A 26,148-nucleotide genomic window follows, 5' to 3' on the forward strand; every position below is an offset into this window, starting at 1 on the left:
AACCTGCTTCAACGTCGTAACGATCTGACTCTCGGTGAATTTGCTCTTGCGCATCAGTGGTCTCCTTGGGGCTAGTTTGCCCGGAGACCTCTAAGAATGCCTGGATCAAGTTTACGGGCAGGCGACATCTTTCCACCTGGAACGAGGAGTCGAGCTGTGGAGTTAATGATGCGCCGGCTCGGAATAGCATTTGCTATCGGCGGATTGCCGAAGCTACTGGAGCTATCTTGTCTGCTCGCTATTAGCAACCCGAAGTTAGTTGGCTCGGCGTTAGATGGGCTCGTAAGTTCTAGGGAGCTATCTTGGGGTATCTGATCGCGCTCGACGAAGATATGTCGCTAGGTGATCTCTGGATATGCATATGCTCTTCTAGCCGGAGCTCTAAGGCGAAAACGTGAGTTGCTAAGAAACCTCAAAAGAGTGCGTGTTTGGCTTGTCGAAGCAAAGCTTCGTGATCTACGAAGTGGATTGGCACAGCGTACTTTTGTACCAATCCAGTGCGCTTCCCCAGGTCGGCGTCCATCCGGATGCTCGGAGGCGACTGTTCGATAACCGCTTCCCAGTCGGATCACAGTGCTTTCTGGCAGGAATTGGTGCACCTAGTAGTTCCGCTACTGAGTCGTAGAGTGTCGAAGTTGGAAGCGGACAATTGTCCGTTCCTATGTACAGCGGTTCAGGGGCGGGGAGGGTCAGTAGATGAGCGCAGGCGCTTGCAGCATCATCGATATGAATTCGATTGGACCAATGCCCAGGGCCCTCGGGGGTAGGGATGGTTCCAGCACGCAGAGCATTCAGCAGGTATGTTCGTCCCGGGCCATATAGTCCGGATAGCCTGAGTGCGACACCTGCACCTAGTGGGACGTGGGTATGCAGGATTTCTTCTGCTTGCAGCACTGCTCTCGCACGAAAGTTTTCCGCTGTAGCAGGTGTGTCTTCATCAACCCAAGCATCAGATGGTGCCCAAACTACTGACGATCCGACAAGGACGCAGCGCTGAAGTCGCTCGATACAGCTTGTAGGGAGCTTGGTTAGCAGTGCTCTCAGCCCCTGTGGGTAGACGTTTTCGTAGTGCGCCGCAGACCTGCTATCGGGCGATGGCGCATAGAGAACATGGCTGACGCCAGCGAATGCCTTGTCAGCTAAGAATGAAAGGCTCTGTGGGGAAGATAGATCGGCCTGGTACCAGGTGGTTGCGCCTGCTAGTTCCTTTGATACAGGCGTGCGGCGTATGCCTAAAACCTTGCAGCTATCGTGAGCAAGTGCGTTCCCAACGTGGCTGCAGAGTTCTCCGCCGATCATCAGTAGTGTATTCATTTCAAGTGTTTCTTCGGCGAAGATGGTGACGGCACTTGGTGTGGTCTATTCTATTTCTTCTTTTGCGGCTGGTTCGAACCAAGGATATCCATGTTCGATCACATCGGCATACGCTCAAATAGCCCAGCGGCGTTGGAGAGCTTTCTTCTTCGTGCTCTTTCGCCCTTGGGGATCACAATTGCTATGCGAGGACCTGATAGTGTTGGCCTCGGGTTGGGAGGGAAGCCATCGCTATGGATCTATCCCGCCTGCGCTCCTCCAACTCCTTTGCATCTCGCGATCGCGGCGAAGTCTCGCACCCACGTTGATATGTTCTATGCCGCGGCGATTGCAGCGGGAGGTCAGGATAATGGGCCTCCTGGATTGAGGCCGTCGTATCATCCTAGCTACTATGCTGCTTTCGTCATCGCCCCCGATGGGCACAATGTGGAAGTGGTTTGCCATATGCCCGAGGACTGAAGAGTCGCGTTGAGAGCGACTCTATGTTAATCCTAAGTCGCACCAGCTTCAGGTTTGAGTTAGTCGCAATCAAAGAGCGTGCTCAGGCTCAGCCATCCAGAAGAAGTCGGTGAGAATCGCGCAAGAAATCTCAGTTCGCTGGAGGGTCGCTGCTGACGCCTATTGCCAGATTTAGCATTGGAACTTCACTCGTTCCGGACGGTGTAAGCCAAAGCCCTGTGCGTAGTCCACGCCCAAGGAGCGCGCTGCACTACACAGATGCTGAGAGCTAACGCCCTCGGCCACAACTTTTAGGCCGCGTTGGTGGCCTATCTTGGCGATCGCACTGATGATGGTGTGGCTGGTCGGATCGGAGTCCAGATCAGCAATGAAGCTACGATCGATCTTGATCAGGTCCAGCGGGAGACTCTTGAGATAACCGAATGAAGACATGCCCGCGCCAAAGTCATCGAGGGCGATACTACAGCCGGCACGCCGTAGGCGTTCGACGATGCTTGCCACCTTGACCAGGTTGCGAACGGCGACGGTCTCGGTGATCTCAAAGCAAAGCTGCTGCGGCGACACAGCGTACTCTTTCAAACTATCAAGAATGAAGTCGGCTAAGCCTTCGTCCTCGATACTGGCGCCCGACAGATTGATTGCACAGCTGCCAAGCTTCTGCGCAGTTGGGTGGAGGGTGGTGAAGTTTGAGAGGGCCTTCCGGATCACCCAGCGGTCAATGGCGGGCATCAAGCCATAGCGCTCGGCAGCGGGTAGAAACGCCCCTGGTAGCACAATGCTGCCATCTTCATCTCGCAGGCGCAGCAGTAGTTCGATATTGGTACCGGTATCCTCCCCAGTGAGCGAGATGATCTCTTGGTAGTCAAGGAGCAGGCGGTCCTGTTCGATAGCCCAACGCAGTCGATTGACCCACTCCATCTCTCCTCGGCGGCGAGTCGTCTCATCGTCCTCACGATAGACGTACACGCGGTTACGCCCGTTCTCCTTTGCCAGGTAGCAAGCCGTGTCCGCCCACGCGAGTAGATCTTTCAGGGTGGGCACCTGCTGGTCAATAACCACCATCCCGATACTGCAGCTGACTCTATAGCTGCGTTCTTGCCAGGCAAATAGCAACGCCTCGATGCTTCCGCGCAGCTGCTCCGCCAGTACCAGTGCCCCGCCGCTGTCGGCGTGGAAGCTCAGCAAGCCGAATTCGTCTCCGCCCAAGCGCGCGAGTACGTCGTCGCTGCGCGTCTGCTGACGCATGATCAGCGCAAGTTGCTCCAGCAGCTGGTCACCCGCCATATGCCCAGATACGTCATTGATTAGTTTGAACTGGTCAAGGTCAATATAGAGCAGCGCCCACACGCCACTCTTCGCTATCGTGGATCGATTCTGAAGCAGTTCCTCCACACGCCGTTCGAACTCACGACGGTTGTAGAGTCCGGTCAGTGCATCATGTGCCGCTTGATAGCTCAGGCGGTCTGTAAGTTCTCGCTGTTCGGAATTATCGGTCGCTACCATCAATAGATGAGGTGCGCCATCAACATTTACCTCGACTATAGAGGCGTTCGCCCAGAAGCTGGTGCCATCTCCACCTCGCAATTCGGCTTCGAGGCAATTCCAAGTGTTGCGAATATTTGCGGGGCTACGTATGCGATCCTGGAGTAGTTGGTCCAGAAATAGCGAAGAGAGTGGCAGGCCGGTTGGGTCTCCAAAACGCCTCCGCGCTGCCTGATTGGCGTATGCGATCTTCCAGTTGCGGGCGTCGGCCAGTAACACCAGCGCTGGCAGTAGTTCATTCAGGGCTCGGAAACGCAGCTCGCTCTCTCTGTAGCGTGTACTCATCTGCTCGCCAAGTGCTAGCGCCTTGCGCCTAGTCACGGCCAACGACCACATTAGAGCCGATAGCAGGAGACTGATGATGCTTCCGGCTAGGATGATAGTGTGCAGCTGGCCTAGGTCCAAAGGGCGTGGGACGGGCAGCATCTCTAGGTACCAGCGTCTGCCGCCGAAATCAAGTTGACGGTGCTGGGTGGGCAGCCCGTGTGCCGCCGCTAAGCCCGAATCGTAGAATGGTAGGGAACGCGCATTCGTATCGCGGATTCTGATCCGGAAGCCTTCCTTGATGCGCGATTCAAGTGCACTTTCGATCAGTGGTTGCAAGCGAATGCCTACGGCAAGTGCGCCGATTTCCCGGGCTCTTCGTTCGCTCGTGGACGCCGGTGCTGCGCCTTTGGAATAGACCGGCAGGCGGAGCGTGACCCCCAGCTTATTCTCTCCCGAGGGCGAGTGTTGGCGCAGGGTGAACGGAGCCGAAAGGGTGACGGTGTCTGTATCTCTGGCGCGTACCAAGGCTGCCAGGTTGGCTGGTTGGGAGGTCATGTCAAAACCTAGCAGGCTGATATTGCTCTGGTAGGGCGACACAAATTCATAGCGATATGCGGCATGGTCCGTTTGCGGTCGATGCACCTGCGTGCGTCGAGCAAAGGCGATGGAGGTGTAAGCATCGTGGCTATTGTCTAGACGCGTGTAGTATTCGCTGAACCCCGCTTGGTCCATCCGGTCATTGGCGAGGAAGACTGTCTGCATCGAGCGTAGAATGGAAGCCGCGCGATCAAGCGGTACGCGTAGTTGCGCAACGCTAGTATCTGCCAAGGTGCTGCTGGCCTCTTCCGTCCTATGCTGCAGTTCGGACCATTCGCGATGCGCCAGGACCGCAGTGCAGGTCAGTCCGAACAACAGGCCGGCAACTGCCCAAGCGAGCGGCGGTAGGCTGCCATCATGAATGGACATGGCGCGCGCGGAATCTTCGTGATCTGGCTGGTTGAAATTCACGTGCCGATTGACCCCCTGCGTAATGTCGCGCCATGAGGAACATGTGGCCTGCCGCTCACTGGCTGGCCGTAGAAATAGTAAGAACAATGCTGCAGCTACCATAACGCAACTACGGGTCCTTGTGGACCGAGTACGGATATCGGCGTTACGGGGAAGATCCTGAAGGGTGGGGGCTCTGATCCGAATGCAACCTGGGGGGGGCATAAAATCTGAAGACAGGGCTAGCTCCACTGATGGGCGATGTCCCGCGGACGAGCCAGCTGATTCGGTCTGCCTCTTGATCGACGCATGGAGCAGACCGAGACGGATCGAGAATTGGCCAGCAAAGGCCACGTTGACTGCGGCCTTAGCATGCTCGGCGTACATTTCGCGCTGGGGCTCAGTGTCCGAGGTCGGGACTGCTTCGCGTAGACGGTCGATATTGAGGGCCTAGCGTTTAGCGCAAGCCTTCCTGTATCGCTCCGCTACTAGTCGACCCCGCTGCAAATCTGACATAGCTACACGACAACAGCGGAGTATGCATAAGGATTGATTTCTGAATCCTCTCTCTACCGCTCCGGAGTCATCCGGTTTTTATGTATAGAAAGCAAAACAATTGAGTGCTAGGTCGGAATGAATCACTGAGTTCCCCTGTGAAAGGGTTGCTGTCACCTTTGCGGCTCGTTGAACTCCCGATAGGCAGCAAGGGCGTTTGCTGCGTACATAAGTGACGGACCTCCTCCCATGTAGACGGCTACGCCAAGCATTTCTCGAAATTCCTCTGGAGTAGCGCCCAGGCGAACCAGCGCTTTGGCATGAAAGCCCAGGCAGCCATCACACCGATTTGCGACGCCAATCGCCATGGCGATGAGCTCTTTTGTCTTCTCGTCTAGCGCACCTGGATTCATTGCGGCTTTGCTGAGGGCTCCGAAGCCTTGCATCACCGCACTGTTCTGGGTGCGGAGCTCGGTCAAATTCTGGGATATTTCGCGAGTCAGTTCGGCATACGAATTGGCGTTCATTGCATTTCCTTAGGTTGTGAAGCTAATGAGAAGGCGCTAATGATTTCCACTCCTTCACATAGATGCGTTTGGGTGAGTGGCTGCATTTGATAAACAGCCTTAGCGCGTTACCGCTGGCTAGGAGTGATCAGCGCAGTAAATTTTGTGAAGGGTGCTCATCACCTCGAAGGCGGGACCCGGAGCCAGGGAGTAGTAGATCAGCTGAGCTTCGCGACGACTGACTACAAGGCCCTCTGCCCGTAACAAAGCAAGATGTTGCGATAGCGATGACTGACTGAGGTCCAGCTCTAGATTCAGCTCACTAACTGAACATTCGCGCTCAGCTAGTAGGCAGAGGATCAATAGTCGGTTCTCATTGGCTAGGGCCTTGAGCAATTGCGCAGCGTGACTTGCGTGCTCGCGCATTGTGTACAGTTCCGAGGTCGAATGTTTCGTATTGGTCTTGGACATATGGGCTAGTCGGTGACCACGGGGAAACCCGCTTCTTTCCACGCGGTGATGCCGCCTGCTAGTGATTGCACCTTGCTGAAACCAAGCTGCTGCAAGCTATCTGCAGCAAGAGCAGCGCGTCCTCCCGTTTGGCAATAGACGACAATTGGCCGCGCTGCCTGTGACGCTGGTTCTTCCGCCGAACTACCAGCAAGCTCTGGATGGCTCAGAATTTTGAATTCCAGCAGACCTCGAGGAAGATTGATTGCTCCTCGGACATGGCTTTCCGCGAATTCGTTTGGTTCCCGCACATCGATAAGCAGCGGCCTGGCCTCGGAGAGAGCAGCAAAATGCTCCACTTGGATCTCTTTGATGCGTTCGCGTGCGGCATTGACCAAGTCGTTGGCGGTTCGCATAACGGACTTCCTGTAAATTAGACAAATCTAATTTAGAAATACCTAATGTAAAAGGCAAGGGGGGGGGCGATCGATGAAAACTTTCAAGACAATTTCCGTGAACTTTGCTGTCTTGTCCTTGCTGAAGGACGCCGCGCTGCCTGTAACCGACCTTGAGGACAGTGTGCGTAGGGTTTTCGGTGGTCTCTACGAAGAAGATGAGCTCATCGGTGTAGTAGGTGTAGAGCTGCATCCACCGGCAGGCTTGCTACGTTCCTTGGCGGTCGCGCAGGGTCGTCGAGGACTTGGCTACGGCTCGGTGCTGGTGCGCCATGCAGAACAGCTAGCGACCAATGCTGGCATCACCGAGCTGTTTTTAATGACGACCACGGCAGTCGCCTTGTTCGAGCGCTGCGGCTACAGATGTCTGCCTCGGGTGGCAGCGCCGGAATCAATCCGCAAGTCTCAGCAGTTCGCCGGCTTATGTCCTGGAACTGCGGAATTCATGATGAAGCACTTATAGCGTCGGTTTCTCTTTATGGCCGAAAGCGGACGTCACCTGTGACCTGGAGCTTCTTCCTGGCGACATTCCCAGAATGTCTGGCTCGGGCTTCCGGGAGGCGACAGTTATTCAAGACGTTAGGTTAGCCCGTGCTGCGCCCGCATCTTACTGGTGCGCTGTCTGACAAAGCTCTGGGCTTCAATCCGTACCGGCTTCGTACCCTACTTTGTCGAACGCACAACACGGGCCCCGAGTCGTGTGGCCAACCTCTAACGATACATTCCGTGCGCAATGCAAACAATCCGTGCAAGCAGTACCACAGGTGTACTGACCTTGTGAGCAGGCCGTCACTACTGAACAACTAGCGCCCAAGTTGGGCCTCTTTCGTCATAACGGTAGAGAATCCTTCGTGGTCAACCTGGATGGCAACGCGCCCCTCTGTATCGGTCACACGGCCGATCCCCAGCATACTTTGGGAGATGGGGGAGTGCTGAGAAGACCGCTCTATCTTCTCGGATATGCTGGGGCTCGAAGACTTGACCTTGCGCAGTTCTCCACCGGGGCCTTGCAGGAACATTTCAATTTTTGGCATGACTATTCCTAGCGGGAGCTGGGCTTATGGGTTGAAGAAGGTCGTTTGCGAACACCTCGCCCATCTAAAGGCGAAGTCGGGGCCTTGGCAGATTCGTAGCTGAGAGCTCGCTTTCAGCTACGGACAAGATCAGTCTGGGCGAATCTCGTTCCAGAACCGAATCAAGTCTTGAAGCACTTCTGGTGGCTCACCCTCATGGCCTTCACCGAGATAAGGAGCCTCGCGACGCCACTCTTTCGTGCAGAATTTCTGCAGGATACTGCCGTCGGTTTTGCTGCAGGCCATGTACCACTGACGGAAATAGGTTGCTTCAAGAGGACCGTTGAAGAGTTCCTCGATCCGGGCATGCTTTGAGGATTCCTGAATGCGTGAGTAGATCTTGCTCACACCGTAGTCAGGCCCTTCCAGATACTGAAAGAACCGGCTTCCGTCGTAAAGTAAGACTCCCGTCACACGTTGGATCTGGTTCCTAGCGCGAGCGTCGATCAACAGTCGATCAATATCTTCTGTTGTCAGGCCTGCGACTGCGGTGCTCGCATAAGCAATCGCGTGATATGGCATTGATTTATCCTGATGATGACGGCATTGCTGTCGCCAGATTGGCACAATCTCACCGTTCACGTGAGATTTTTTTGAGCCGACCTTCCACCACCCAAAGCCTTGTTTCTTTCACGTATTGGCTTTGCTCTTCCTGCTCGTTCGGGAGCGAAAGGGAACCCCGTTTCTGGCCGAGGGTGCTGAGACCCAAAGGCTAAGAGAGCTCGATAAGCTCCACGGTCTTGGACAGTAGGGGCTTCACCAGTATTTTGTAGCCATCGCGATCGAAGCCTGGGGCTGGCTTGGACAGCTTCTTCGCCGCGGCCTTGTCAGACGCACTTCCCAGATAAGACCAGTTGCGGACCACGTGAATCTGCTCCAGGTCGCTGGAGCGTTCAATGATCCCTATTGCGCCAGGGAAGGGCCATGCTTGTACGTGGCGTTCCACGAGGGCAGAGAGGAGTCTATGACGATGCGCGTCATCGGTCTCCTTTCCGCAACAAACCCCAAGGCATCGACGAATAGAGTGGCGAAAGCATGAGCGTCCTGCCTGCAGCTTTTCTATTCCGAGCCGGCTGTAGCAAAGTAGGTGATCATCCGCGATGGCTCGCAAGCCCTCGATAGCGGCATGCCTGCTGGCAAACAGGCCATAGCTGGGCGCACCACCTGCTTCATGGACGTTAGCAATTGTGAGCTCTCCATGCTCGAAGGTAAGTGTGCACAGCTTCCGGTTGCGCCTCAGGCGATGGTTGAACAGAGGCTGGTGGCGCTTGACTTGCGTCGCTTCAAGCAACTGGGCGCCGATGTCGCCAGCTGTACGAATGAACGAGAAGCTGAGGGTTGAGCTATTCAGTCGCGCATCATTCGCAGATCTCAGGTGGTCGAGGACCCGAGTGCGGATATGGATGCTCTTGCCTATATAGAGGGGAACTCCGCCGTGGCCGTGGAACGTGTAGGTACCAGGGGCATTGGGGAGGTCCCGAGCGAACGCGAGTAGGTCGGATAACGATGCCATCGGAAACAAGCGTAGCGTTCAACTCTCATTGCTGCAGCGATGGGTTGTTCAGGTGTTCGAGCGAGCGCAGTGAGAGTGCTTTGGTGGATAGCTTCGAGTGAGCGGACGCAGGCTTACAGTGCTGCTTGTATTACGGATGCCAGCGTCGCACCAAGTCCCATGCAAAAGGCTGATATCCATAGTGAGGGTCGGCGGAAATGGGGCGGCGCGGTCTTCATACAGCCTCCAATAGCTAACTTATGAGTCCTTATGCTCCGCTATGGATGGTGAAGTTGATGTGTCCTGACTTGCTGCTCTCACCAAAGAAAAAGCCCGGCGGGAGCCGGGCTTTTGTTCAGCCAATTACCAGGCTCCAGTGGATTTCAGAGTCGGGGTATTTGAAGCGGAATCCGTCGTAGTCAGACTGAACGGCAATGTTTCCATTCTCGTCTACCAACGTCTTCACTTCGATCTCTGAGATCGCGCGATTCTTGATGCGAATGCTGTCGACACTGCCGGTAAACAATCGCTTGTTTTGGCGCGACAGAATGCTCACCGAGCGGCGTTGCTGACCTGGCCCTACCAGGTACATTGCGACTGACCCCATGGAAAATCTCCCTTTGACTGTTTCTCGACATCCTCCTATGCCACTGGAGGGAGCGCAGATGATTCCTTCATCTCTGTGAAGATCGAGTCAGGGTGGATTGAGGCGAATTCAGTGGGTGTACATTTAGGCGCTTCCGCTCCCACAATAAAGTGTTGAACGCCGGCGGGGATCAAGCGTTTGGCGGCCTCGATCATCCTCAGAAAGATGCTCTCGTGTGGAAGGAGGGGCGCCACGCGGACCGACCAGGAGGCGACCAGCTTGATTACCTACCTAAGGTTTAACAGGCTCAGAGCAAAGCAAAGTCTTCGTCTTACGACACTCTCACGTATTGTGATTGGTGTCCGCTAAGAAAGCTGCGCAACCCCACTTCGATGAAGAACAGTACTACTACTGCGTTGCTAGGTAAAATTCCAACGCGTCGGTAGCGCATCACATGCTATGCGCGTGACGTTCGCAAGACTAGTAGTGATTCGGTCATCGTGCTTCGTCTTGAGTGACACTGAACATGTCACGGCCCAAGTTTTCATCCACTCCGGAGATCCGTGACGGATCTGGTTCGCTGGCTTTTTACAGTTTGAACAGCTTTCGTGGTCTCTGAGGTCTAAGGGAATTGTGGGTCGTCCTTTGCCCATCTTCGAAATGCAGCTCTCATTTCATCGTTTGCGCGGTCCTGATCGCAACCCTCTCTAACGCTCGCTTTTTCAAGAATGGCTGTGTAGTTGATCCAAAAGCCATCGCCGGTGCCGTATCGCTCATATGCCCTGCGCAGTTCGGCCAGCTCTGCTGGGGTGAGGCATGAGGAAGTAGTCGATTCGGTCATGATTGGCACATGAGTCCGGGATTGAAAAATCGTAGCATCAAGGTGCCACGCCCACTAGCCAAGCGGACCGGACGCAGCACGTGGCTAGCTGAGCTCTGAGTGTAGTCGAGCTTGTGAGCTCTTGGTTTGCGTGTGACCTGGTCAGTAGCATCTACACGCTAGCGACGCTCACTGCACCACCTTCTTGCTGCAGTGCGCGTTGTTGCCGGGGTTCTTTGTAAGGTAGATCTTCCTCGCAGCTTCATACGCCTTGCTGCCTTGGTGCTTGCTGATCACCTTGTGATGGCGAAGGGTGCCGAGTTCGTCTAACTCATGTTTAATTCCTTACAGCCACTTCGGTTTGCGAATCGTCACGCTGGGAAGGCCGTTGCTGGACCTACCGATCGTTACATCGGGAGTAGCTTTGGCAATCGCCTCCGCAGCCTGCTTGCCGGCAGTTGCAATCGCGTTGTTCGCGTTCGTGATCGCCATATTGACTTCCCGATTCACGTTGCGGGTCGCTTCTGCCATCTTGTACGGGTCCATCGAGAGGCGGGCGATCTGCCATGCCTGAAACGCGACGCTGTTGGCGCCAAGGACATTGCGCAGCTGGTTCTCAATTTGATCGTATGCTTGGGTGATCGAGTTGTTTGGACCGAAACAACCGTTCGAGGTTCCGATGCCACCCGAGAAGCACTTATCGAGTTCGCGTTCCAGCAGACGACCTCCAGCGCAAGCCACGAAGAGTTTCGGCTGGCCGCCCGTCGTGGCGGCGCACTCAAGCGCGATGGTGGTCTCCGGATTGGGATTGAACATGGACCTGGGAAGAGCGCACAGTCCAATTGTCCAGTAGTTAGGTGTTTGTCCAGCCGCCATTTGAGTGCGCGCGCAGTTGATCAACTGGGCAGCTTCTGGCGGGGTATTTTTCATTGCGAGGCACTGCGGATAGGCGTTCCACGTGTGGCCGTACTCGGCATAACAGGCCGCGGCATCCTGTGCGATCTTGCTGTTGCCGCTTCCGATCTGGTCGGCAAGGATGCACAATCCGAGCTCAGTCCTATCCTGCGCATTTTGAGCGCATTCCATCGCGGCCTTCTCGCGCGTACCAAACGCGGTTCCAGCGACGCACGAGTAGAAGGCTGACTGGTTGCCATCTGCGTTGTTGAAGCAGGCTTGCGCCTGCTGCGCTCCCATTAGTGGCGGAATACCGGCATAGGTACCGTCATTGAATGCATTCGCCGGAATGGGGTTACCAGCAAGGTGAGCGGGACCGGTCGCCACAGATTGGCCTGGCATGGGATAGAACGAAACCGGCGTCACGGGCTGCGGCGGTGGAATGTGCGGTGCTGGGAACTGTGCTGCCCACAGCGGGTTGTAACCGCACTGTGCGAGTGGGACGACGCGGCCTGGCTCGACTGCGATCAGGAGGCCATTGCGCTGAATCCAGAATTGCACACCCGGGACCGCAGACTTCACAGCCATCAGGTTGATACCCGTAGGATCCGGCACTATGGCGTATACCTCTAGGCCGTAGCCGGGTTGTGGCGGTCGAATAAGCTGGCTATAGATGGGTGTCACCGAGCCAAGAGCCGGGTTGAATGCCCTTGTCTCGACAATATCGAGCTGTTGTTTGTGCATGTCGTCGTAGCACTGGCCGACCTTGACCTGCATCTGAGCGTTGGCCGTGCCGATCACCAGCCAAAGGCCTAGCGCGGTCAGAAATCCTGTCATTCCCTTCATCGCATTCCCCTTAGTTCAGAATAAACTGCAGCCTAAGCGCCCCCCACTGGCCCCTTACTTGGGCGGCCAAGTGTCCCATTAGACCGCAAGATGGCGAGACGCTGCGAGCCTGACATACAGGCTCTGTCGCTGAGCTGACGAAGCGCAGCTACGGGGCGGTCACCAATCGCGACGTTCCTGACAGCACCACCAAGTACCAGCCCTGAAGTGCGGCATCGCCATTACGCGCAAGCGCTAGCACGACATCTCTACTAGATCTTCTCACCAAGCGCCTCAGACGCAGGCTATCCGCCTGCCAAATACGCGCTGCCTCTTCGGGAGCCATAGCAGTTCATTCATTGGGATCGCGGAAAAGAGATGCAGATAAGCCCTTCAAGTACCGGTGGTGATCCATGTGGTGACTTTGTCATTCTCTGCCTCAATACATCCCGACAGAGCGTCGGCGCGCTTGGGGATCGCGGGTTCCAGGGAGGCAAACACGCGTCACCGTAAGACCTACGATTCTTTTGCGGAATCGAGCGCTTCATCAAGACCGTAGGCGACGAGCCGCTGAATTCGATCCTTGGAAATGGAAGACATGGCACCGCCGGCTGCCAGTATCTGGCTGCGGACCTCAGTTGCCCAAGGCCGTTCGTCTTCCAGATCACGGTCCAGCATGCGATGCTGGTAGCGTAGCTTCAGCGCCAAGATCACCGTTTTCTGCTTTGTTGGGTGAAGCCCGAGAAAGAGATCTACGAATTTCCGCACATCCAAGGAAGCTAGGACGGGGATGTCATAGAACTCATTGTCTTCGTGATTGGTCAAGCAGATCCGGCGCAGGAACTGACTCGGGTCTTCCACCATCTCCTTGAGAAGGTCCTGAGCGATGGCCGGTCGAAGATCCACCGCGGTCGCATGACGTTTTTGATGAAGATACTCGGAGATTTCCTTGAACTCTGCTGACGAGGCTTCGATGTAGCCCAAGCCAGCGTAGCTATCGAAATCGTCATCGAAGGTGTACTGGCGCCGTTCAAGGGGCTCGAGCAATTGGTGATCGTACAGGTAGTCGATATAGGACTTTGCATCGGCAACGACCTGTGCGCGACTGGCGGTCGTCACCCCGATTTTCGATAGCCTAAGCTGAATGCCGAAAACATGCCGCATCTCGCCGAGGATCGTGTACTCATGCGCGCCGAAAGCCCGTGTCATCTCGGCGAACGCCACTTTGAACTCTTCTTCCGTACGCTCATGAGAATTCCAAACGGTACGCCACGCGGGCTCCTTCTCCGCCGTAAAGAAGAATGAACTGCCATCCAGCTCATCACGAAGCTTTCGACGGTCAATGATGCCTCTCACGATCAGGTCGACCAAGGTATTGTCCGAAAAAAGGTCCGCATCGATCTGCGCAAGGGGATAGCGGTCGTTGACCGCGACAATTCTTGGCGCAACGTAGTCTTGCTCTTTTCGCCTGATGTGCGACGACAAGAGGTGGACTCGGCGATTCTTCATGTCATCCCCGTCGAGCCGCCCTGCCTTGACTTCGAAAGAGAGCGCGAACATGAGAGCCAGCAGGACTTTCATCGCCTGTTCGCTCTTGCGATGTCTCTCTTCCAGAACGATGTAGAGTCGTTCGAAGTCCAGGATGGTTTGCTGTAGAACTCGCAGATTGTTCATCTCAGACTGGTGATACAGCTCCGAGATGGTGGATGAGGCGGAGGAGAGGAGCTTTCTCGCCGGCTCACCCTTTGCCGAGGACACAAACCCTTCCAGCGCCTCTTCGAATGAGGACTGCACTTCGAATGTCCTGCCCACGAGCTTCTCGCGTATCCGCCTGTACTGAGGTTGATCGTCGATCTCGTTCTCGTTCGCGATGAGGATGACCTTGCGGCCCTCGTGCTCCACGAGCATATTGATGTAGCCCATTACGGCGTTGATGGGCATCTCACACCGCTCTAGATCGTCAAACACGTAGACGTCGGCCTTGGACTTGTTGAGGAAGTCCTTCGCTTTCAGATCTAGCTCCACGTTGAAATACTTCCCGATCGACTTGAGCGCCCTGCCTCCCAGTACAACGCCCTTGTTCGCCAGCACGGGATACATCCCTTGAAGGATAGCGTCATCGATGTCATCAACCGATTGGATGCCGTAGAGACTCACATAGATGTACGGCGTCGTTTCCTTGTCCAGCGTGTCCAGGAATTTCTTGACGACGAAGGTCTTTCCGATCCCCCAGGGGCCATTCAGAAGAACGGCGAATCCCGGTGGAGTGGGCAGCGAAAGGTAGTAGCGTAGGTATTCCTTGACGTGAACGTTCCGATCCGCCATCTCATTCCCGGAACTCTTGATTGCTCCGTATGGTGCGGCTGGAGTGCGCTCTTCTTCTTTCGACGGCATGAATTTCTTCCAGATCCGGCTGATCATCGAACTTTCCAATTCGTCAGTTCACTCACGGAGGTTGAGTCCGTGAAGCTGACGCGTGTTGACGGGTGACTTGACGTAGCTAGCTTCCGGCTTTCCAAGGATGGCAACCAAGAGCCGGCTGACTAACGCCTGCATCTGGAGCGGCGTGTTGCCAGGATCTGCTGCCGGCTGATTGCCACCATAGATCGAGAATCCAAGCGGCTCGCCAAAGAAGAGCCCCTCGTGGAAGGCGTTGTTGCGAACAACCGAAAGCGACGACGGCGTTGTGGTGGCGTGCCTGGCCCAATCAGGGACCGGCATGTCGAACGCCGCGCACATCCACTGAATACGCTCACCGTGGCTTCGAGGGAGCTTTACCCCTCCCTTGGCTGAAATGAGCTGGAAGCACCCGTCCAGTGCCATGTAGAGGTACTGGAACCGCTCAAAGGGAAGGCTCTGAGGATTGTGCGACAGGAACAACGCATGGATGACGGCCGCAACGCGCTTGGGGGCCCGGGAATCGGCAGGCTCGGCATTGAGAAAGTCCAACGCCAATCCGATGGCATCGGATTCATCGCATGGGCGAGTCAGAACGAAGTCCACGAGCTTACCGGGCTTCGTCGGCGCCGCATCAAGAAAGCCGGCCTCGGTCGTCGTCAATGGCATGCCCAGGAAGAAGGCAAGGCACCACACGATGAACTCAAGGTCGAGTGGGTTGGTGCTTTGATGAAGGGTCAGGACGTGAGTTTTGGGCATTCCAAAGACCCGGGCGGCATAGGGCATTAAGCGGGCCTTCCCGCTGAATACGTCCAGATGACCTTGCGCTCCGGAGTAGATCCAGTCTTTTACGGTACAGGGATCTTTCGTTACCGCTGCAATGGATTCCTGGAGAGTGGTGAGCGTTCGGACCGAAAAGCGATCCGTATCTATGTCGCAGAGCTTTGGGTAGTAGCCGAACTCGGCCGAGACTCCCCTTCTCGGAGAGTCGAGGGGCAGTTCTTCCATGATCTCACGTTCCTTGGCGTCCGCTGGATGTACTCATCTATATGGTTACGCCATCGACGGCCGCCCGCAATGCCTCCTCGCCAGGGCGTGTGCAGTTTTTTGTAGCAACGGGTTTCGAGTTACAGAAAAATCTGCGCATGCCCTTAGATCGGGACGTCCGAATTGGCGCGTACACGTAGAAGGAGCTACTAGGGTGGCCCGCCAGTCAAAGAGGCGCGCAAATCGGCGCTGCGCTTTGCATTGGTCAGCTAACTGGATCTAGGGGATGGTGGTTGCTTATCGCAAGTTCAGCAAGAATTACACCTTGTGGATCGCAACCCTTGTCACAAGATCGAGTGGGGGCATGGATGGGGGTATTGCGGATCGAATGAATATTGAAATGTAATAATAATCAATAGGATGTGCTGCAGTTTCGGATCCCTCCGGGCGCGCCAGATTGAAGTCCGGGCCAGTCCCAGGACAGCAGAAACCCCGGAGAAATCCGGGGTTTCTGCTTTTCAGCCCTTCCAGAACGAGTAGTGGAACCGTTGCCGCCTGGATTCCTTGAGATGGTGCCGGGACGTGACGCTGCGGCGGAAGCCTGCAACCCTGCATGCGCTGGTTCCATCGACACCAGCGCAGCGCCAGGCCTGGCGGCAGGACGCTACGCGTTTCCGACGATGACCATCTGCAGCCGCTTGTAGCGCTGCCGGAGTGGCAGGCCCTCAGAGGTTGATGCGCACGCCAAGCTGGAATGCACGGCCCGGCAGGGGCGCGATGTACTTCAACGGTGAGTTGTGCGGACGGGCCTCTGCGTCGAGCAGGTTCGAGCCGTTGAGGAACACCTCGATCGCGCTTGCGTAGCCACCACGCGGCTGGAAGCGATGGCTTACCTGCATGTCCAGCATGTTGAAGCCATCCAGTGGCACTTCCTCGCTGACATTCTTCCCAAGGTACTTCTGCTTGTCGTAATAGGTGCTGGAGATACCGGCCTTCCAGTCGCCTTTCTGCCAGCCGATGTTGGCGCCATAGCGATTGGTGGGCATGTTGGGCAGGTAGTGGCCGTCGTTGTGTGCCCGCAGTGAATCCGGATGGTCTGCTCGGTTCTTCACCAGGTCGGTGAACGCGGAGAGGTTCAGGCTGCCCCAGCGACCGAGTTCCAGCGTCTGCGAGACATCGACCTCGAAGCCCTTCACCGTGGTGTCGGTCTGCTTCCAGTACTTCAGCGGCAGGCGATTGGCGGTCTGCAGGCCGGAATACCCCTGATAGAGGTAATTCTCGTATTTCATGACGTAGGCGGTCGCGGAGATGTCGAAGCCGCGGTTGTTGAACAGCAGGGCGAATTCAACGTTCCTGGCACGCTCGGGCTTCAGGTTCTGGTTGCCTTCTTCCTGGGTCATGACCGAGTAGTGGGCGTTGCTGGCATACAGTTCATTGACCTCCGGCGCCCGTTGCGACGACGCATAGCGGGCCTTGGCGCTGAGGTGGCTTCCGAGTTCGGCGCGCGCCCCCAGGTTGTAGCTGTTGAGCGTGAACGACCTGTCCTCCAGCTTCGAGTTGGCCGAGTTGCGTGAGGTCTTGAAGGCACTGCTGCGGATGTCATGATCCACGCGCTCGTGGCGGAACCCGGCATCGAAGGAGACCGCGGTGAAGTCGAGGCTCTGTTTCAGGAATACCGCATTGGTCACGCTCTGCACATCGGGCAGGTAGCGCAACGTGCCGCTGCCGCTGATATCGCGCGTGCGCTGGTTGAGCCCGAGCAAGCCGCTGAGCGGACCAGCGCGACGCTGTGCCAGCAGCACTTCGGCCTGGTAGGTATCGAACTGGTACTCATTGGCCGTGCTTGTCCCCAGCTGTTCGGCCGAGGTATTGCTGAGCTGCGACATGCGCAGGTCAGCGCTTTCAAACAGCGGGAACGGATCCTGCACGTTGGCCTGCAAGGCGTACTTGGTCTGTTTGAGTACGACGCCGACCGGGCGGCTCTGGCTGTGGTCGGCGCCGAAGGACAGGTTGTCCATCGAGAAGCCCGGCACCCCGTACTCGCTGTCCTTGGCGTCGATGCTGATGCCGACATAGCCGCGGTTGAAGAAGTAGGTCGAACCGGCGGCAATGTTTGTGTTGCGGAAATAGCTGTTGCCCAACGTGCCGCGGTAATTCGGGGTGACATCGCGGTTGATTTTGTTCTGCACATACGAAGGCGTGCCCGCCACATAGTCCGGGTTTGCCGGATTCACGTAGGTCTTGCCCTGCCAGACCGATGACGGCTGGTTGGTATAGAACGAGAAGCTGCCGTCCGCCCAGTCGGGGTTCTCGGTCATGAACTGGTCGATGTAGGGCTGCGAGGCCTTGTTGTAGACCTGCTGGATGCGGGCTTCTTTCTGGCAGCTGTCGGCCAGGCCGCTGTTGACCCCGCCGCCGGCCGGGAACAGCTGGCTGTCGCAGACACTGGCCTTGCTGTTGCCGGGGATGTCGTAGTGCGAGATGCGCTGGTGCGACATCTGCAGGTTGGTCGAGAAGTTGCGCTGGTTGTTGAAGTTCATCCGGAAGCCCTGCGCATCGGCGGCGTTGAAGCCCTGCCGGAGCACCAGCTCGATGTCCTGGTCCTTGTCCTCCATCTTGGTGGAGATGATGCCGGAGTCGACATCGACGCTGCCGCCGATCGCGTTGCCGCCGTGACGGACGCTGTCCGATGACTTGTTGACGCTGACGCTGCGCACGAACAACGGATCGAAGGGAATGGCGATATCACCGCTGAGCGCGTTCATGCCGAGGATGGACTGGCCATCCTCCAGTACCTGCACGCGGTTGCCGGTCAGGCTGCGGATGACCGGCGCGCCGGCGTTCGGGCCGAAGGCGCTGTTCTGCACGCCTGGCACGCGTTCCAGCATGCCACCCAGGGTGCGGTTCTGCGCCTGGGTGTTCTCGACGACAACGATGCTGTCGATCCTCGAAGCCTTGTCTGCCCGGACCTTGACGGTGGGCAGGGTGGTGTCGTCTGCGGCGTAGGCGCTCTGGACAACGAGCAGCACGGCGGCCGCAAGTACGTGTTGACGCATGGATCATCCCCGTGGAAATTGGAATGTTATAATATATCGTTTAAAGAAAAGCGAAAGGCCCTCTGCTGCCGCGGCCAAGTGCGGGGCATTCCGTGGGAGGTGGTGCTCGCCGGGGAGATCGTTCGCGCACCGGTGTTGCTGCGCGCTGGCGCAGGGAGCCAGGTTCGAGATGATGGGAAACCAGCTAATGGGTTCCGCCAACATTGCCCCGAAGCTCCCGAAGCTCCCGAAGCTCCCGAAGCTTCGGAGGCTCCCGAGGCTCCCGAGGCTCCCGAGGCAGCCAGACAGCCAGACAGCCAGACAGCCAGACAGCCAGACAGCCAGACAGCCAGACAGCTGGGCAGCTGGGCAACCGGGTCGTTTCGCTGGTCGGCGGTCGCTGTTGCAGCTGCCGGCGGCATGCGCGGTTTGCGTGCAATCCCAACTTATCGGATGATAGTGATTCCTATTCGCAATATTTGCCCATGGTCAACGCTTCGCCGGCACCGGCGCCTGATTCCCTGCAGGGCCTGTACGTCGCGCACCATGGGTGGTTGTTGCAGTGGCTGCGCCGACGCATGTCCGCGGACGAGGCAGCAGCGGATCTGGCGCAGGACACCTTCGTGCGCCTGCTGCAGAAGCCACAGTTGCCAACGCTGGAGCAACCGCGCGCTTACCTGACCCGCATCGCCAACGGCCTGGTCATCAATCTGTGGCAGCGCCGCGCGCTGGAGCGTGCGTGGCTGGAGGTGCTGGCAAGCCTGCCCGAGGCGCTGGTACCTGATGAGGAACAGCGACAGATAGCCCTGGAAGCGCTACTGCGCATCGACCGCATGCTGGACGCATTGCCTCCGCGCGCACGTGAGGCCTTCCTGCTGTCGCAGCTGGACGGGCAGACCTATGCGGTGATTGCCACGCGCCTGGGCGTGACCGAGCGCACCATCAAGCGCGACATCGTGCTGGCGATGGCGGCCTGCCTCGAGGCCATGGATTGATCCGCATGCAGGAGCCATTGGCCAGGATCGATGTGTCCATTCCCGCGCCGGTGCTGCATGAAGCGGCGGAATGGCTGCTGCGTTTCCGCGAAGGCGAACTCGATGCCAGGGAGCGCGCGGCCTGGCAGCGCTGGCTGTCCAGCAACGACCTGCATAGGCGCGCCTGGCAACGCGCGGAGCGCTTGACCGGTCTGCTCGACGATGTGCCCGGTGCGGTAGGCAGTGCGCCCTTGCAACAGGCTCGCCGTACGCGGCAGGGCCGCCGCGCCGCGTTGGCGGCCATCATGGGAATGATGGTCGGCGCGCCGCTGGCGCGCCTGGCGTGGCAGCGCGAGCCCTGGCAACACATTGTTGCCGACGGCAGCACCGGCATCGGTGAGAGGCGCGCGCTGCGCTTGGCAGATGGCAGCGAACTGCAGCTCAACACCGATACGCGGATTGCGCTCACCTTCAATGAGCAGCTGCGGCAAGTGCAGCTGCTGCGCGGTGAAGTGCTGCTGCAGGAAGCGACGGATGATCGTGTTCCAGCACGGCCCCTGCTGCTGCAGCTGCGCAACGCGCATCTATCTGCGCTGGGCGCGCGCTTCGCCGTGCGCATGTGGGATGACCATGCGCGCGTGGCGGTGGAGCAGGGCGCGGTGCGGATCCAGCTCGGTGATGGCGGCGATGTCACCCAGCTGGTGAGCGCAGGCCAACAGGCGGTCTTCAACGCGACCGGCATCAGCGCGGTCACCGCGCTACAGCGCAACAGCCTGGCCTGGGTGCAGGGGGTGCTGCATGCCGAGGCCATGCCGCTGGGGGAACTGTTGTCCGAGCTGGCGCGTTACCGCAGCGGCGTCGTGCGCTGTGATCCGGAGATCGCCGGCCTGCTGGTGTCCGGCGTGTTCCAGCTGGACGACACCGATACCGTGCTCGCGCTGCTGCAGGCGGGTTTCCCGCTGCGCGTGCGCTATCGCAGCCGCCTGTGGGTGATGGTCGACCCCGCCTGAGACCGGGATGTCCCTTTTTGCCGGTTGGCCGGGCAAGGAAGTGAACCCTTTCAATTCCTTTCTGTCACGGACCCTGCCATGTCTTCGCGTCCCCCTGTTGTCCGCACCTCGCTGGCCCTTGCCTGCCTGGTCGCGCTTTCGCTGCCATTGCCGCAGCCGGCCTTCGCCCAGAGCGGCACATCTGCAGCCAGCGAAGGCAATGTGAGCTTCAACCTCCCGGCCGCGCCGTTGGCGCGGGCATTGAACGACACCGCGACGGCCGCCGGTGTTTCGCTGAGCTATGACCCGGCACTGGTTGCAGGCCGCGCTGCGCCCGCATTGCAGGGCCGCTACACGGTGCGCGCAGCGCTTGCGCGGCTGTTGCAGGGCACGGATCTGGTGGCACGCGAAGTCAGCCCGGGTGCGTGGAGCATCCAGCGCGTGGCCAGCACTGACGGCGATGCCGTGGTGATCGGTACGTTGCGGGTTGGTGGAGAGCGCTCGGCCGATCCCACCGGCATCGAGCGCGATGAGCGCGGCTATGACGATGTCTACGACCTGGACCTGTCCACCGTCTACGCCGGACGCGAGCAGATCGAACGCTACAAGGGCGCTGCACCGGCTGACATCTTCAAGGGCATGGTCAACGTCTACAGCGGCGATGCCCGCAACAGCGGTGCGCTGGATCCCAACATCCGCGGTATCCAGGGCCCGGGCCGCGTGCCGCTGACCATCGACGGCACCGAGCAGGCGCTGACGGTCTGGCGCGGCTACATGGGCGCGAACAACCGCAACTACATCGATCCCAGCCTGATCGGCGGCATGCAGGTCATCAAGGGCCCGGCGATGCTGCGTGGTGCCAACACCTCGGTGGGCGGCGCGGTGCAGATCAAGACGCTCGACGTGGACGACATCCTGCTGGAAGGCGAGAGCTTCGGCGGTGAGTTGAAGATGGAGGCCAGCGACAACGCCATCGATCCGAAGTTGCCGACCCTGTTGACCGGCAAGCCGATCGGCAGCGTGCCGGGTTTCCCGGCCAGCCAGGTCAATTTCTACGACCCGACCCTGTACCAGCATCCGCGTACCAGTGGCAGTGGCAGCTTCGGCAGTGACCAGGCCTGGCGGCTGGCGCTGGGCCTGCGCAAGGAGAACTTCGACCTGATGGCGGCCTATGCCTTCCGCGAAAAGGGTAATCACTTCGCCGGCAAGCATGGCAGTTCGTTCTATGACAACGAACCGACCAACAGCTGGGACTACGTGCCGTACCTGGCCAAGGTCTATGTGCCTGGTTCGGAGATCCTCAATTCCTCCAGCCGCATGGAATCGTGGCTGGTCAAGGGCACCTGGCGCCTGAGCGACAGCCAGGTGCTGCAGCTCAACGTGCGCGACACGCAGTCGCGCTATGGCGAGATCATGCCCTCGCGCATCCAGTGGGATAGCACCGTCACCGATGGCATTCCGCAGTGGCCGCTGAGCCAGGTGGATGCGCGTGCGGTGAACCTGGAATACAAGTGGCGCCCGGGGCTGGACTGGGTGGACCTGCGCGCCAACCTGTGGCGCACCGATACCGACAGTGCGACCTACAGCAGCGGCGGCCTGCCGAACGATCGCATGAACTGGTACAACGACGTCGACAAGGTCTATGTCACCCCGGACCACTTCCGCAACACCGCGATCGCCAACAGCAAGAACGCGCGCACCGGTTTCTCGTTCGACAACAAGATGCAGCTGAGCGACAGCCTGGACCTGACGGTCGGTGGCAACCTGCAGAAGGAAACCCTCAGCTCCAAGGATGCCTACAACGATCCGGAGATCACCGGCTATTGGCGCGGCAAGCCGCGCGCTGGCTGGCGCCGTGAGTATGATCTCAGCGCCCTGTTCGAATGGCGGCCGATCGACAAGCTGCTGCTCAGCGCGGGTGTGCGCTACCAGAACTGGCAGTCGTTCGATCAGTTCCTCGCGCGCCAGCAGCGGGCCGGCGTGTTGCCGACCAGCAGCCAGGAGGCTTCGGGTCGGGTGATGAAGTGGAACACGCTGGAGCACTACACCCAGGCCGAGATCGACACGTCGGTCGCCCAGATGACCGACATCATGGAAAGCCAGTGGCCCATCTACGAGGAGTTCTTCGGCTATACACGTGAGCAGTTCGTGGCGGAGTTGCTGACCCCAGCCCTCGACGAAGTCCGCAGCCGCACCACCTACACCGCCAACAACGAGATGCTGTGGAAGCACGATGGCCAGGGCCGTTACAACCGCGCTGACAATCCCTGCATCAACGGCGCAATCGACTTCAGCAACGTCGAGCTCAGCGGCGGCCGCAAGTGCTGGTCTGATGGCCCCTATCCCGGCCAAAGCGTCAATGGCGAGCTGATTCCCTTCGCCACGGTCGACAACACCGCGCGCAGGCAGCGCGGCGCCGGCTGGGTGCCGTCGTTCGCCGCGACCTATGAGTTCAGCGAGCACAGCCGCGTCTACCTGCGCCACAGCCAGGTGCGCCGCTTCCCGGCCTTGTTTGAGAGCACGATTGGCTTCTCCAGCGTCCAGGACAGCTATGGCCTGAAGCCGGAGCATGCTTTCAACACCGAGTTGTCGTGGGTGCAGGACTTCGGCCAGCTGCTGGACGGCAATCCGCTGGCGGACCTGAAGATCGCCTACTACCACCACCGCACCCGTGACGTGATCGAGCGCAGCCCGCAGCTGACCTTCTCCAACATCGACGAGCAGACCATTCGCGGCGTCGAGGTGCAGGGTCGCTTCGACAACGGCCGCTTCTTCACCGATATCAGCGGTGCGTGGAATCTGGAAAACCGTGTCTGCGACGAGCACACCGCGATGCTGCTGGACAACACCGGCGGCGTCTCCAACTGCGTGGAAACCGGCTTCGTCGGTGGCTACCTGGTGACCATGGCCATCCCACGCTACACCTTCAACTGGACGGTGGGGACGCGCCTGTTTGATGGCCGCCTGGAGCTTGGCAGCCGCATCGTCCACCACGCGCCGCAGGAAAGCGTGTTCAAGGACAACTACGGCACCCAGTCGGCGACGATTTCCTATTACCTCAACACGCCGCTGCAATGGGGCCGCATCACTACTTACGACGCCTACGCCACGTGGCGCGTCAACGACCGTGCGACGGTTGAAGTGGTGGGGACCAACCTGGGAAACCTGTACTACATCGATCCGCTGACCCGCTCTTCCATGCTGGCGCCGGGCCGCACGCTGAAAGCGAGTTTCAACTATCGATTCTGACCCAGTGCGGTGTGCTTGAAAACGCCGCATGCAATGACAAGGTCCGCCCGGATGTAGATCCGGGCGGGCTTTCTGTTTGCAGACGCCGCTGGTTGCCAGCAAAGGCGTGGTGATGCGTTCGCGGCAAGCGAACGGCAACGAATCCGACGCAGCTGCTGTCAGCGAATGAAGAACTCGACGGGCGTGGTGATCTGCACCGGATCGCCTTGCACTTCATCCGGTGGCGACGGTAACGGACTGGCGCGCTGCACGGCGGCGAGCGCCTCGCCATCCAGCAAGGCATTGCCACTGCTGCGGGCAAGCCGCGCCCACTGCACGCCGCCGCTGCGGTCCACCGCGTACTCGATCAGGCTCACGCCCTCGCTGCGACGTCGCTGTGCCGCACGCGGGTAGCGTTTGTAGCGCTGCAGATGCGCCAGTACCAGCGCCTGCCAATTGGCCTGTGATGGATTGGCGGCACCGGCCGAGGATTGCCGGGCGGTGTAGTGGGGGCTGCTGGGCGCCTGCACGCTGGGTGGTGCAGTTGATTGCAGCACCTCGGCAGTTTCCACTGAGGCAGGTTGTTGTTGCTGTCGCTCTGCGGCTGGCGGTGGCAGCGCTGCATCTGCCGGTTGGGTGGGTGAGGGCGGCGCAACTGCCGTCGTTGGTGTCGCCGCTGCCTGCACGGGCTGCGGCAGCTGTTCCTGCTGCAGCGGCCCCGGTGCCAGATCCGTGGGCGGCACCGGCGGTGCGCTCGGCAGTGGCGCCAGCTCCAGCATCACCGCTTGCGGAGGCAACGGCGGCGCAGGTGGCGGCGACCACGATGACCAGACCGCAGCGCCGCCGACCACCAGTGCATGCACGCCAAGCACGACGCACAGGCTGCGACCCCAGCGTGGGCCCTCGGTCGCATGTGGTGTCCAGTTCACGGCGTGGCCTGCTCCAGTCCGACCAAGGCCACCTTCAGGTAGCCGGCAGCACGCAGGCTGTTCAAGGTGTCCATCAAGTCGCCGTAAGCGACACCCTTGTCGGCGCGCACGAAGATGCGCTGCTCGCGGTTGCCGGCGGTGAGTGCATCCAGTGCCGCGGCCAAGGTCGGTGCAGTGATCGGGTCCTGGTTCAAGCGCAGCGACAGATCCTGCTGCACGGTCAGGTATACCGGCTCATCGGCACGCGCTTGCGGCTGCGCCGTGGATGCCGGCAGATCGACGGCGACGTCCACGGTGGCCAATGGCGCGGCGACCATGAAGATGATCAGCAGCACCAGCATCACGTCGATGAAAGGGGTGACGTTGATCTCGTGGTTCTCGTCGGGCGCTTCGTCCTGCTCGTCGGTCCTGATCGCCATGCTCACGGCGCTCCGGAGGGGTTGAAGGCGCGGCGGTCGAGGTCGCGCGAGACCAGCTGCTGCACGCTGGCTGACAGGTCGCCGCTGTCGCCGCGCAGCGCTGCAAGCTGCCGGCTCAGGTGGTTGTAGATGACCACCGCGGGAATCGCCGCGACCAGCCCAAGCGCGGTGGCAAGCAAGGCCTCGGCGATACCGGGTGCGACCACGGCCAGATTGGTGGTGTTGGCCTGGGCGATGCCAACGAAGCTGTTCATGATGCCCCACACCGTGCCGAACAGGCCGACGAAGGGTGCGGTGGCACCAATGGTCGCCAGCAGCCCGGTGCCACTGCGCAGCTGGCGTGCATGCGCGAGTTCAATGCGCTGCAGGCGCGAGCCGACCCGTTCCTTGATGCCGTCGGTACTGCCAACGCTGGGCGAGCGCTGCAGCTCATCCTGTGCCTCGGCCAGCAACGCCGAGACGATGGCACTTTCCTGCCCGGACGTGGCCAATGCCGTGGGCAGGGTGTCCGCCGCTGCGAGTGCGCCGCGTGCGGTTTGCATGCGCTGCGCCTCACGTCGCAGCTGCCGGTGCTTGGCCAGCAATACCGTCCACGTTGCCAGCGAGGCAATGGCCAGACCGACCATCACCGTCTGCACCACCCAGTCTGCATGCAGGAACATCTGCCATGGGCTGAGATTGCTGGGCAGGTTGGTCGTCATGCGTGCTCCTGGTTGGTCGCGCTGTCCGCGGGTGGTGATGGGTCTGTTTGCTTGGGGGATGGCAGCAAGCCAGCTGCACCCAGCGTCGACAAGGTGTTGTAGAAAGCGCTGGTGGAGACATGCATGTCGCCCTGTTTCAGGGAAGCGGCATGCAACAGCTGCGGACTGAGGCGTCCGTGTGCGGCCAACACCAACGGCGCCAGCCGCAAGGTGGCAATCCGCGCCGAGGTCACCCGGATGCCGGCGCCACGCAGTATCGCCGAGTGGATGTTGCGGACTGGCAGCGGCAGGCTGGCCGGCGTTGTCAGGGGCATGATCAGTATC

The 26,148-nt window shown here is 59.1% G+C and carries 21 protein-coding genes; 4 read left to right on the plus strand and 17 right to left on the minus strand.

Annotated elements, in window-relative coordinates:
* Positions 1-456: 456 nt before the first annotated feature.
* From AC13FW_RS19440 to AC13FW_RS19460, 5 genes are all read right to left on the minus strand, one after another.
* A complete protein-coding gene (locus AC13FW_RS19440) occupies positions 457-1,314 on the minus strand; it encodes an NAD-dependent epimerase/dehydratase family protein (protein WP_482990168.1) in 858 nt (285 codons plus the stop codon).
* A gap of 630 nt (positions 1,315-1,944) precedes the next feature.
* Positions 1,945-4,590, minus strand: a complete 2,646-nt coding sequence (locus AC13FW_RS19445) for a bifunctional diguanylate cyclase/phosphodiesterase (RefSeq protein ID WP_482990169.1) — start codon at positions 4,588-4,590, stop codon at positions 1,945-1,947.
* A 647-nt stretch (positions 4,591-5,237) separates the two neighbouring features.
* Positions 5,238-5,591, minus strand: coding sequence for a carboxymuconolactone decarboxylase family protein (locus tag AC13FW_RS19450; RefSeq protein WP_482990170.1), 354 nt, complete (start codon positions 5,589-5,591; stop codon positions 5,238-5,240).
* Between the two features lie 117 nt (positions 5,592-5,708).
* Positions 5,709-6,041, minus strand: a complete 333-nt coding sequence (locus AC13FW_RS19455; RefSeq protein ID WP_482990171.1) for an ArsR/SmtB family transcription factor — start codon at positions 6,039-6,041, stop codon at positions 5,709-5,711.
* Between the two features lie 5 nt (positions 6,042-6,046).
* The gene (locus AC13FW_RS19460) at positions 6,047-6,436 is read right to left on the minus strand and encodes a rhodanese-like domain-containing protein (protein ID WP_482990172.1); all 390 of its coding nucleotides are present in this window, start codon (positions 6,434-6,436) and stop codon (positions 6,047-6,049) included.
* 73 nt (positions 6,437-6,509) lie between these two features.
* Between AC13FW_RS19460 and arsN2 the strand changes: the two genes are divergently transcribed.
* Positions 6,510-6,938, plus strand: coding sequence for an arsenic resistance N-acetyltransferase ArsN2 (gene arsN2, locus AC13FW_RS19465; RefSeq protein ID WP_482990173.1), 429 nt, complete (start codon positions 6,510-6,512; stop codon positions 6,936-6,938).
* A gap of 340 nt (positions 6,939-7,278) precedes the next feature.
* Here arsN2 and AC13FW_RS19470 read toward each other — a convergent pair whose 3' ends face one another.
* From AC13FW_RS19470 to AC13FW_RS19505, 8 genes are all read right to left on the minus strand, one after another.
* Positions 7,279-7,509 carry a hypothetical protein gene (locus tag AC13FW_RS19470; protein ID WP_482990174.1) on the minus strand — a complete coding sequence of 77 codons (231 nt, stop codon included), beginning with the start codon at positions 7,507-7,509 and terminating at the stop codon, positions 7,279-7,281.
* 129 nt (positions 7,510-7,638) lie between these two features.
* A complete protein-coding gene (locus tag AC13FW_RS19475) occupies positions 7,639-8,070 on the minus strand; it encodes a BLUF domain-containing protein (RefSeq protein WP_482990175.1) in 432 nt (143 codons plus the stop codon).
* A gap of 190 nt (positions 8,071-8,260) precedes the next feature.
* Positions 8,261-9,061, minus strand: a complete 801-nt coding sequence (locus AC13FW_RS19480; RefSeq protein ID WP_482990176.1) for an endonuclease — start codon at positions 9,059-9,061, stop codon at positions 8,261-8,263.
* A 334-nt stretch (positions 9,062-9,395) separates the two neighbouring features.
* On the minus strand, positions 9,396-9,647 hold the full coding sequence (locus AC13FW_RS19485) for a hypothetical protein (RefSeq protein ID WP_482990177.1): 252 nt from the start codon (positions 9,645-9,647) through the stop codon (positions 9,396-9,398).
* A gap of 1,144 nt (positions 9,648-10,791) precedes the next feature.
* On the minus strand, positions 10,792-12,186 hold the full coding sequence (locus AC13FW_RS19490) for a hypothetical protein (protein ID WP_482990178.1): 1,395 nt from the start codon (positions 12,184-12,186) through the stop codon (positions 10,792-10,794).
* 495 nt (positions 12,187-12,681) lie between these two features.
* Complete coding sequence (locus tag AC13FW_RS19495; protein ID WP_482990179.1) at positions 12,682-14,586, minus strand: P-loop NTPase fold protein; 1,905 nt, start codon at positions 14,584-14,586, stop codon at positions 12,682-12,684.
* Positions 14,587-14,607: 21 nt separating this feature from the next.
* On the minus strand, positions 14,608-15,570 hold the full coding sequence (locus AC13FW_RS19500) for a hypothetical protein (RefSeq protein WP_482990180.1): 963 nt from the start codon (positions 15,568-15,570) through the stop codon (positions 14,608-14,610).
* Positions 15,571-16,274: 704 nt separating this feature from the next.
* Complete coding sequence (locus AC13FW_RS19505; protein WP_482990181.1) at positions 16,275-18,605, minus strand: TonB-dependent receptor; 2,331 nt, start codon at positions 18,603-18,605, stop codon at positions 16,275-16,277.
* Positions 18,606-19,069: 464 nt separating this feature from the next.
* Here AC13FW_RS19505 and AC13FW_RS19510 point away from each other — a divergent pair, with 464 nt between their 5' ends.
* The 3 genes from AC13FW_RS19510 to AC13FW_RS19520 all read left to right on the plus strand — a co-directional run bounded on the left by AC13FW_RS19510 (position 19,070) and on the right by AC13FW_RS19520 (position 23,796).
* Positions 19,070-19,579, plus strand: coding sequence for a sigma-70 family RNA polymerase sigma factor (locus tag AC13FW_RS19510; RefSeq protein ID WP_296246780.1), 510 nt, complete (start codon positions 19,070-19,072; stop codon positions 19,577-19,579).
* Positions 19,580-19,584: 5 nt separating this feature from the next.
* On the plus strand, positions 19,585-20,568 hold the full coding sequence (locus tag AC13FW_RS19515; protein WP_482990182.1) for a FecR domain-containing protein: 984 nt from the start codon (positions 19,585-19,587) through the stop codon (positions 20,566-20,568).
* A 78-nt stretch (positions 20,569-20,646) separates the two neighbouring features.
* Complete coding sequence (locus AC13FW_RS19520; RefSeq protein WP_482990183.1) at positions 20,647-23,796, plus strand: TonB-dependent receptor; 3,150 nt, start codon at positions 20,647-20,649, stop codon at positions 23,794-23,796.
* A gap of 158 nt (positions 23,797-23,954) precedes the next feature.
* Here the strand turns inward: AC13FW_RS19520 and AC13FW_RS19525 are convergent, their stop codons facing one another.
* Genes AC13FW_RS19525 through AC13FW_RS19540 form a run of 4 tightly spaced genes read right to left on the minus strand, consistent with a single transcriptional unit; the run spans position 23,955 to position 26,138 of the window.
* The gene (locus AC13FW_RS19525; RefSeq protein ID WP_482990184.1) at positions 23,955-24,704 is read right to left on the minus strand and encodes an energy transducer TonB family protein; all 750 of its coding nucleotides are present in this window, start codon (positions 24,702-24,704) and stop codon (positions 23,955-23,957) included.
* Positions 24,701-25,123 carry a TonB system transport protein ExbD gene (exbD, locus tag AC13FW_RS19530; RefSeq protein WP_482990185.1) on the minus strand — a complete coding sequence of 141 codons (423 nt, stop codon included), beginning with the start codon at positions 25,121-25,123 and terminating at the stop codon, positions 24,701-24,703. The genes AC13FW_RS19525 and exbD overlap by 4 nt, the downstream gene beginning before the upstream one ends.
* Before the next feature lie 2 nt (positions 25,124-25,125).
* The gene (gene exbB, locus AC13FW_RS19535; protein ID WP_482990186.1) at positions 25,126-25,824 is read right to left on the minus strand and encodes a tonB-system energizer ExbB; all 699 of its coding nucleotides are present in this window, start codon (positions 25,822-25,824) and stop codon (positions 25,126-25,128) included.
* Positions 25,821-26,138, minus strand: coding sequence for a hypothetical protein (locus tag AC13FW_RS19540; protein ID WP_482990187.1), 318 nt, complete (start codon positions 26,136-26,138; stop codon positions 25,821-25,823). The genes exbB and AC13FW_RS19540 overlap by 4 nt, the downstream gene beginning before the upstream one ends.
* Positions 26,139-26,148: the final 10 nt, after the last annotated feature.

The sequence above is a fragment of the Stenotrophomonas sp. 21LCFQ19 genome (assembly GCF_056861425.1).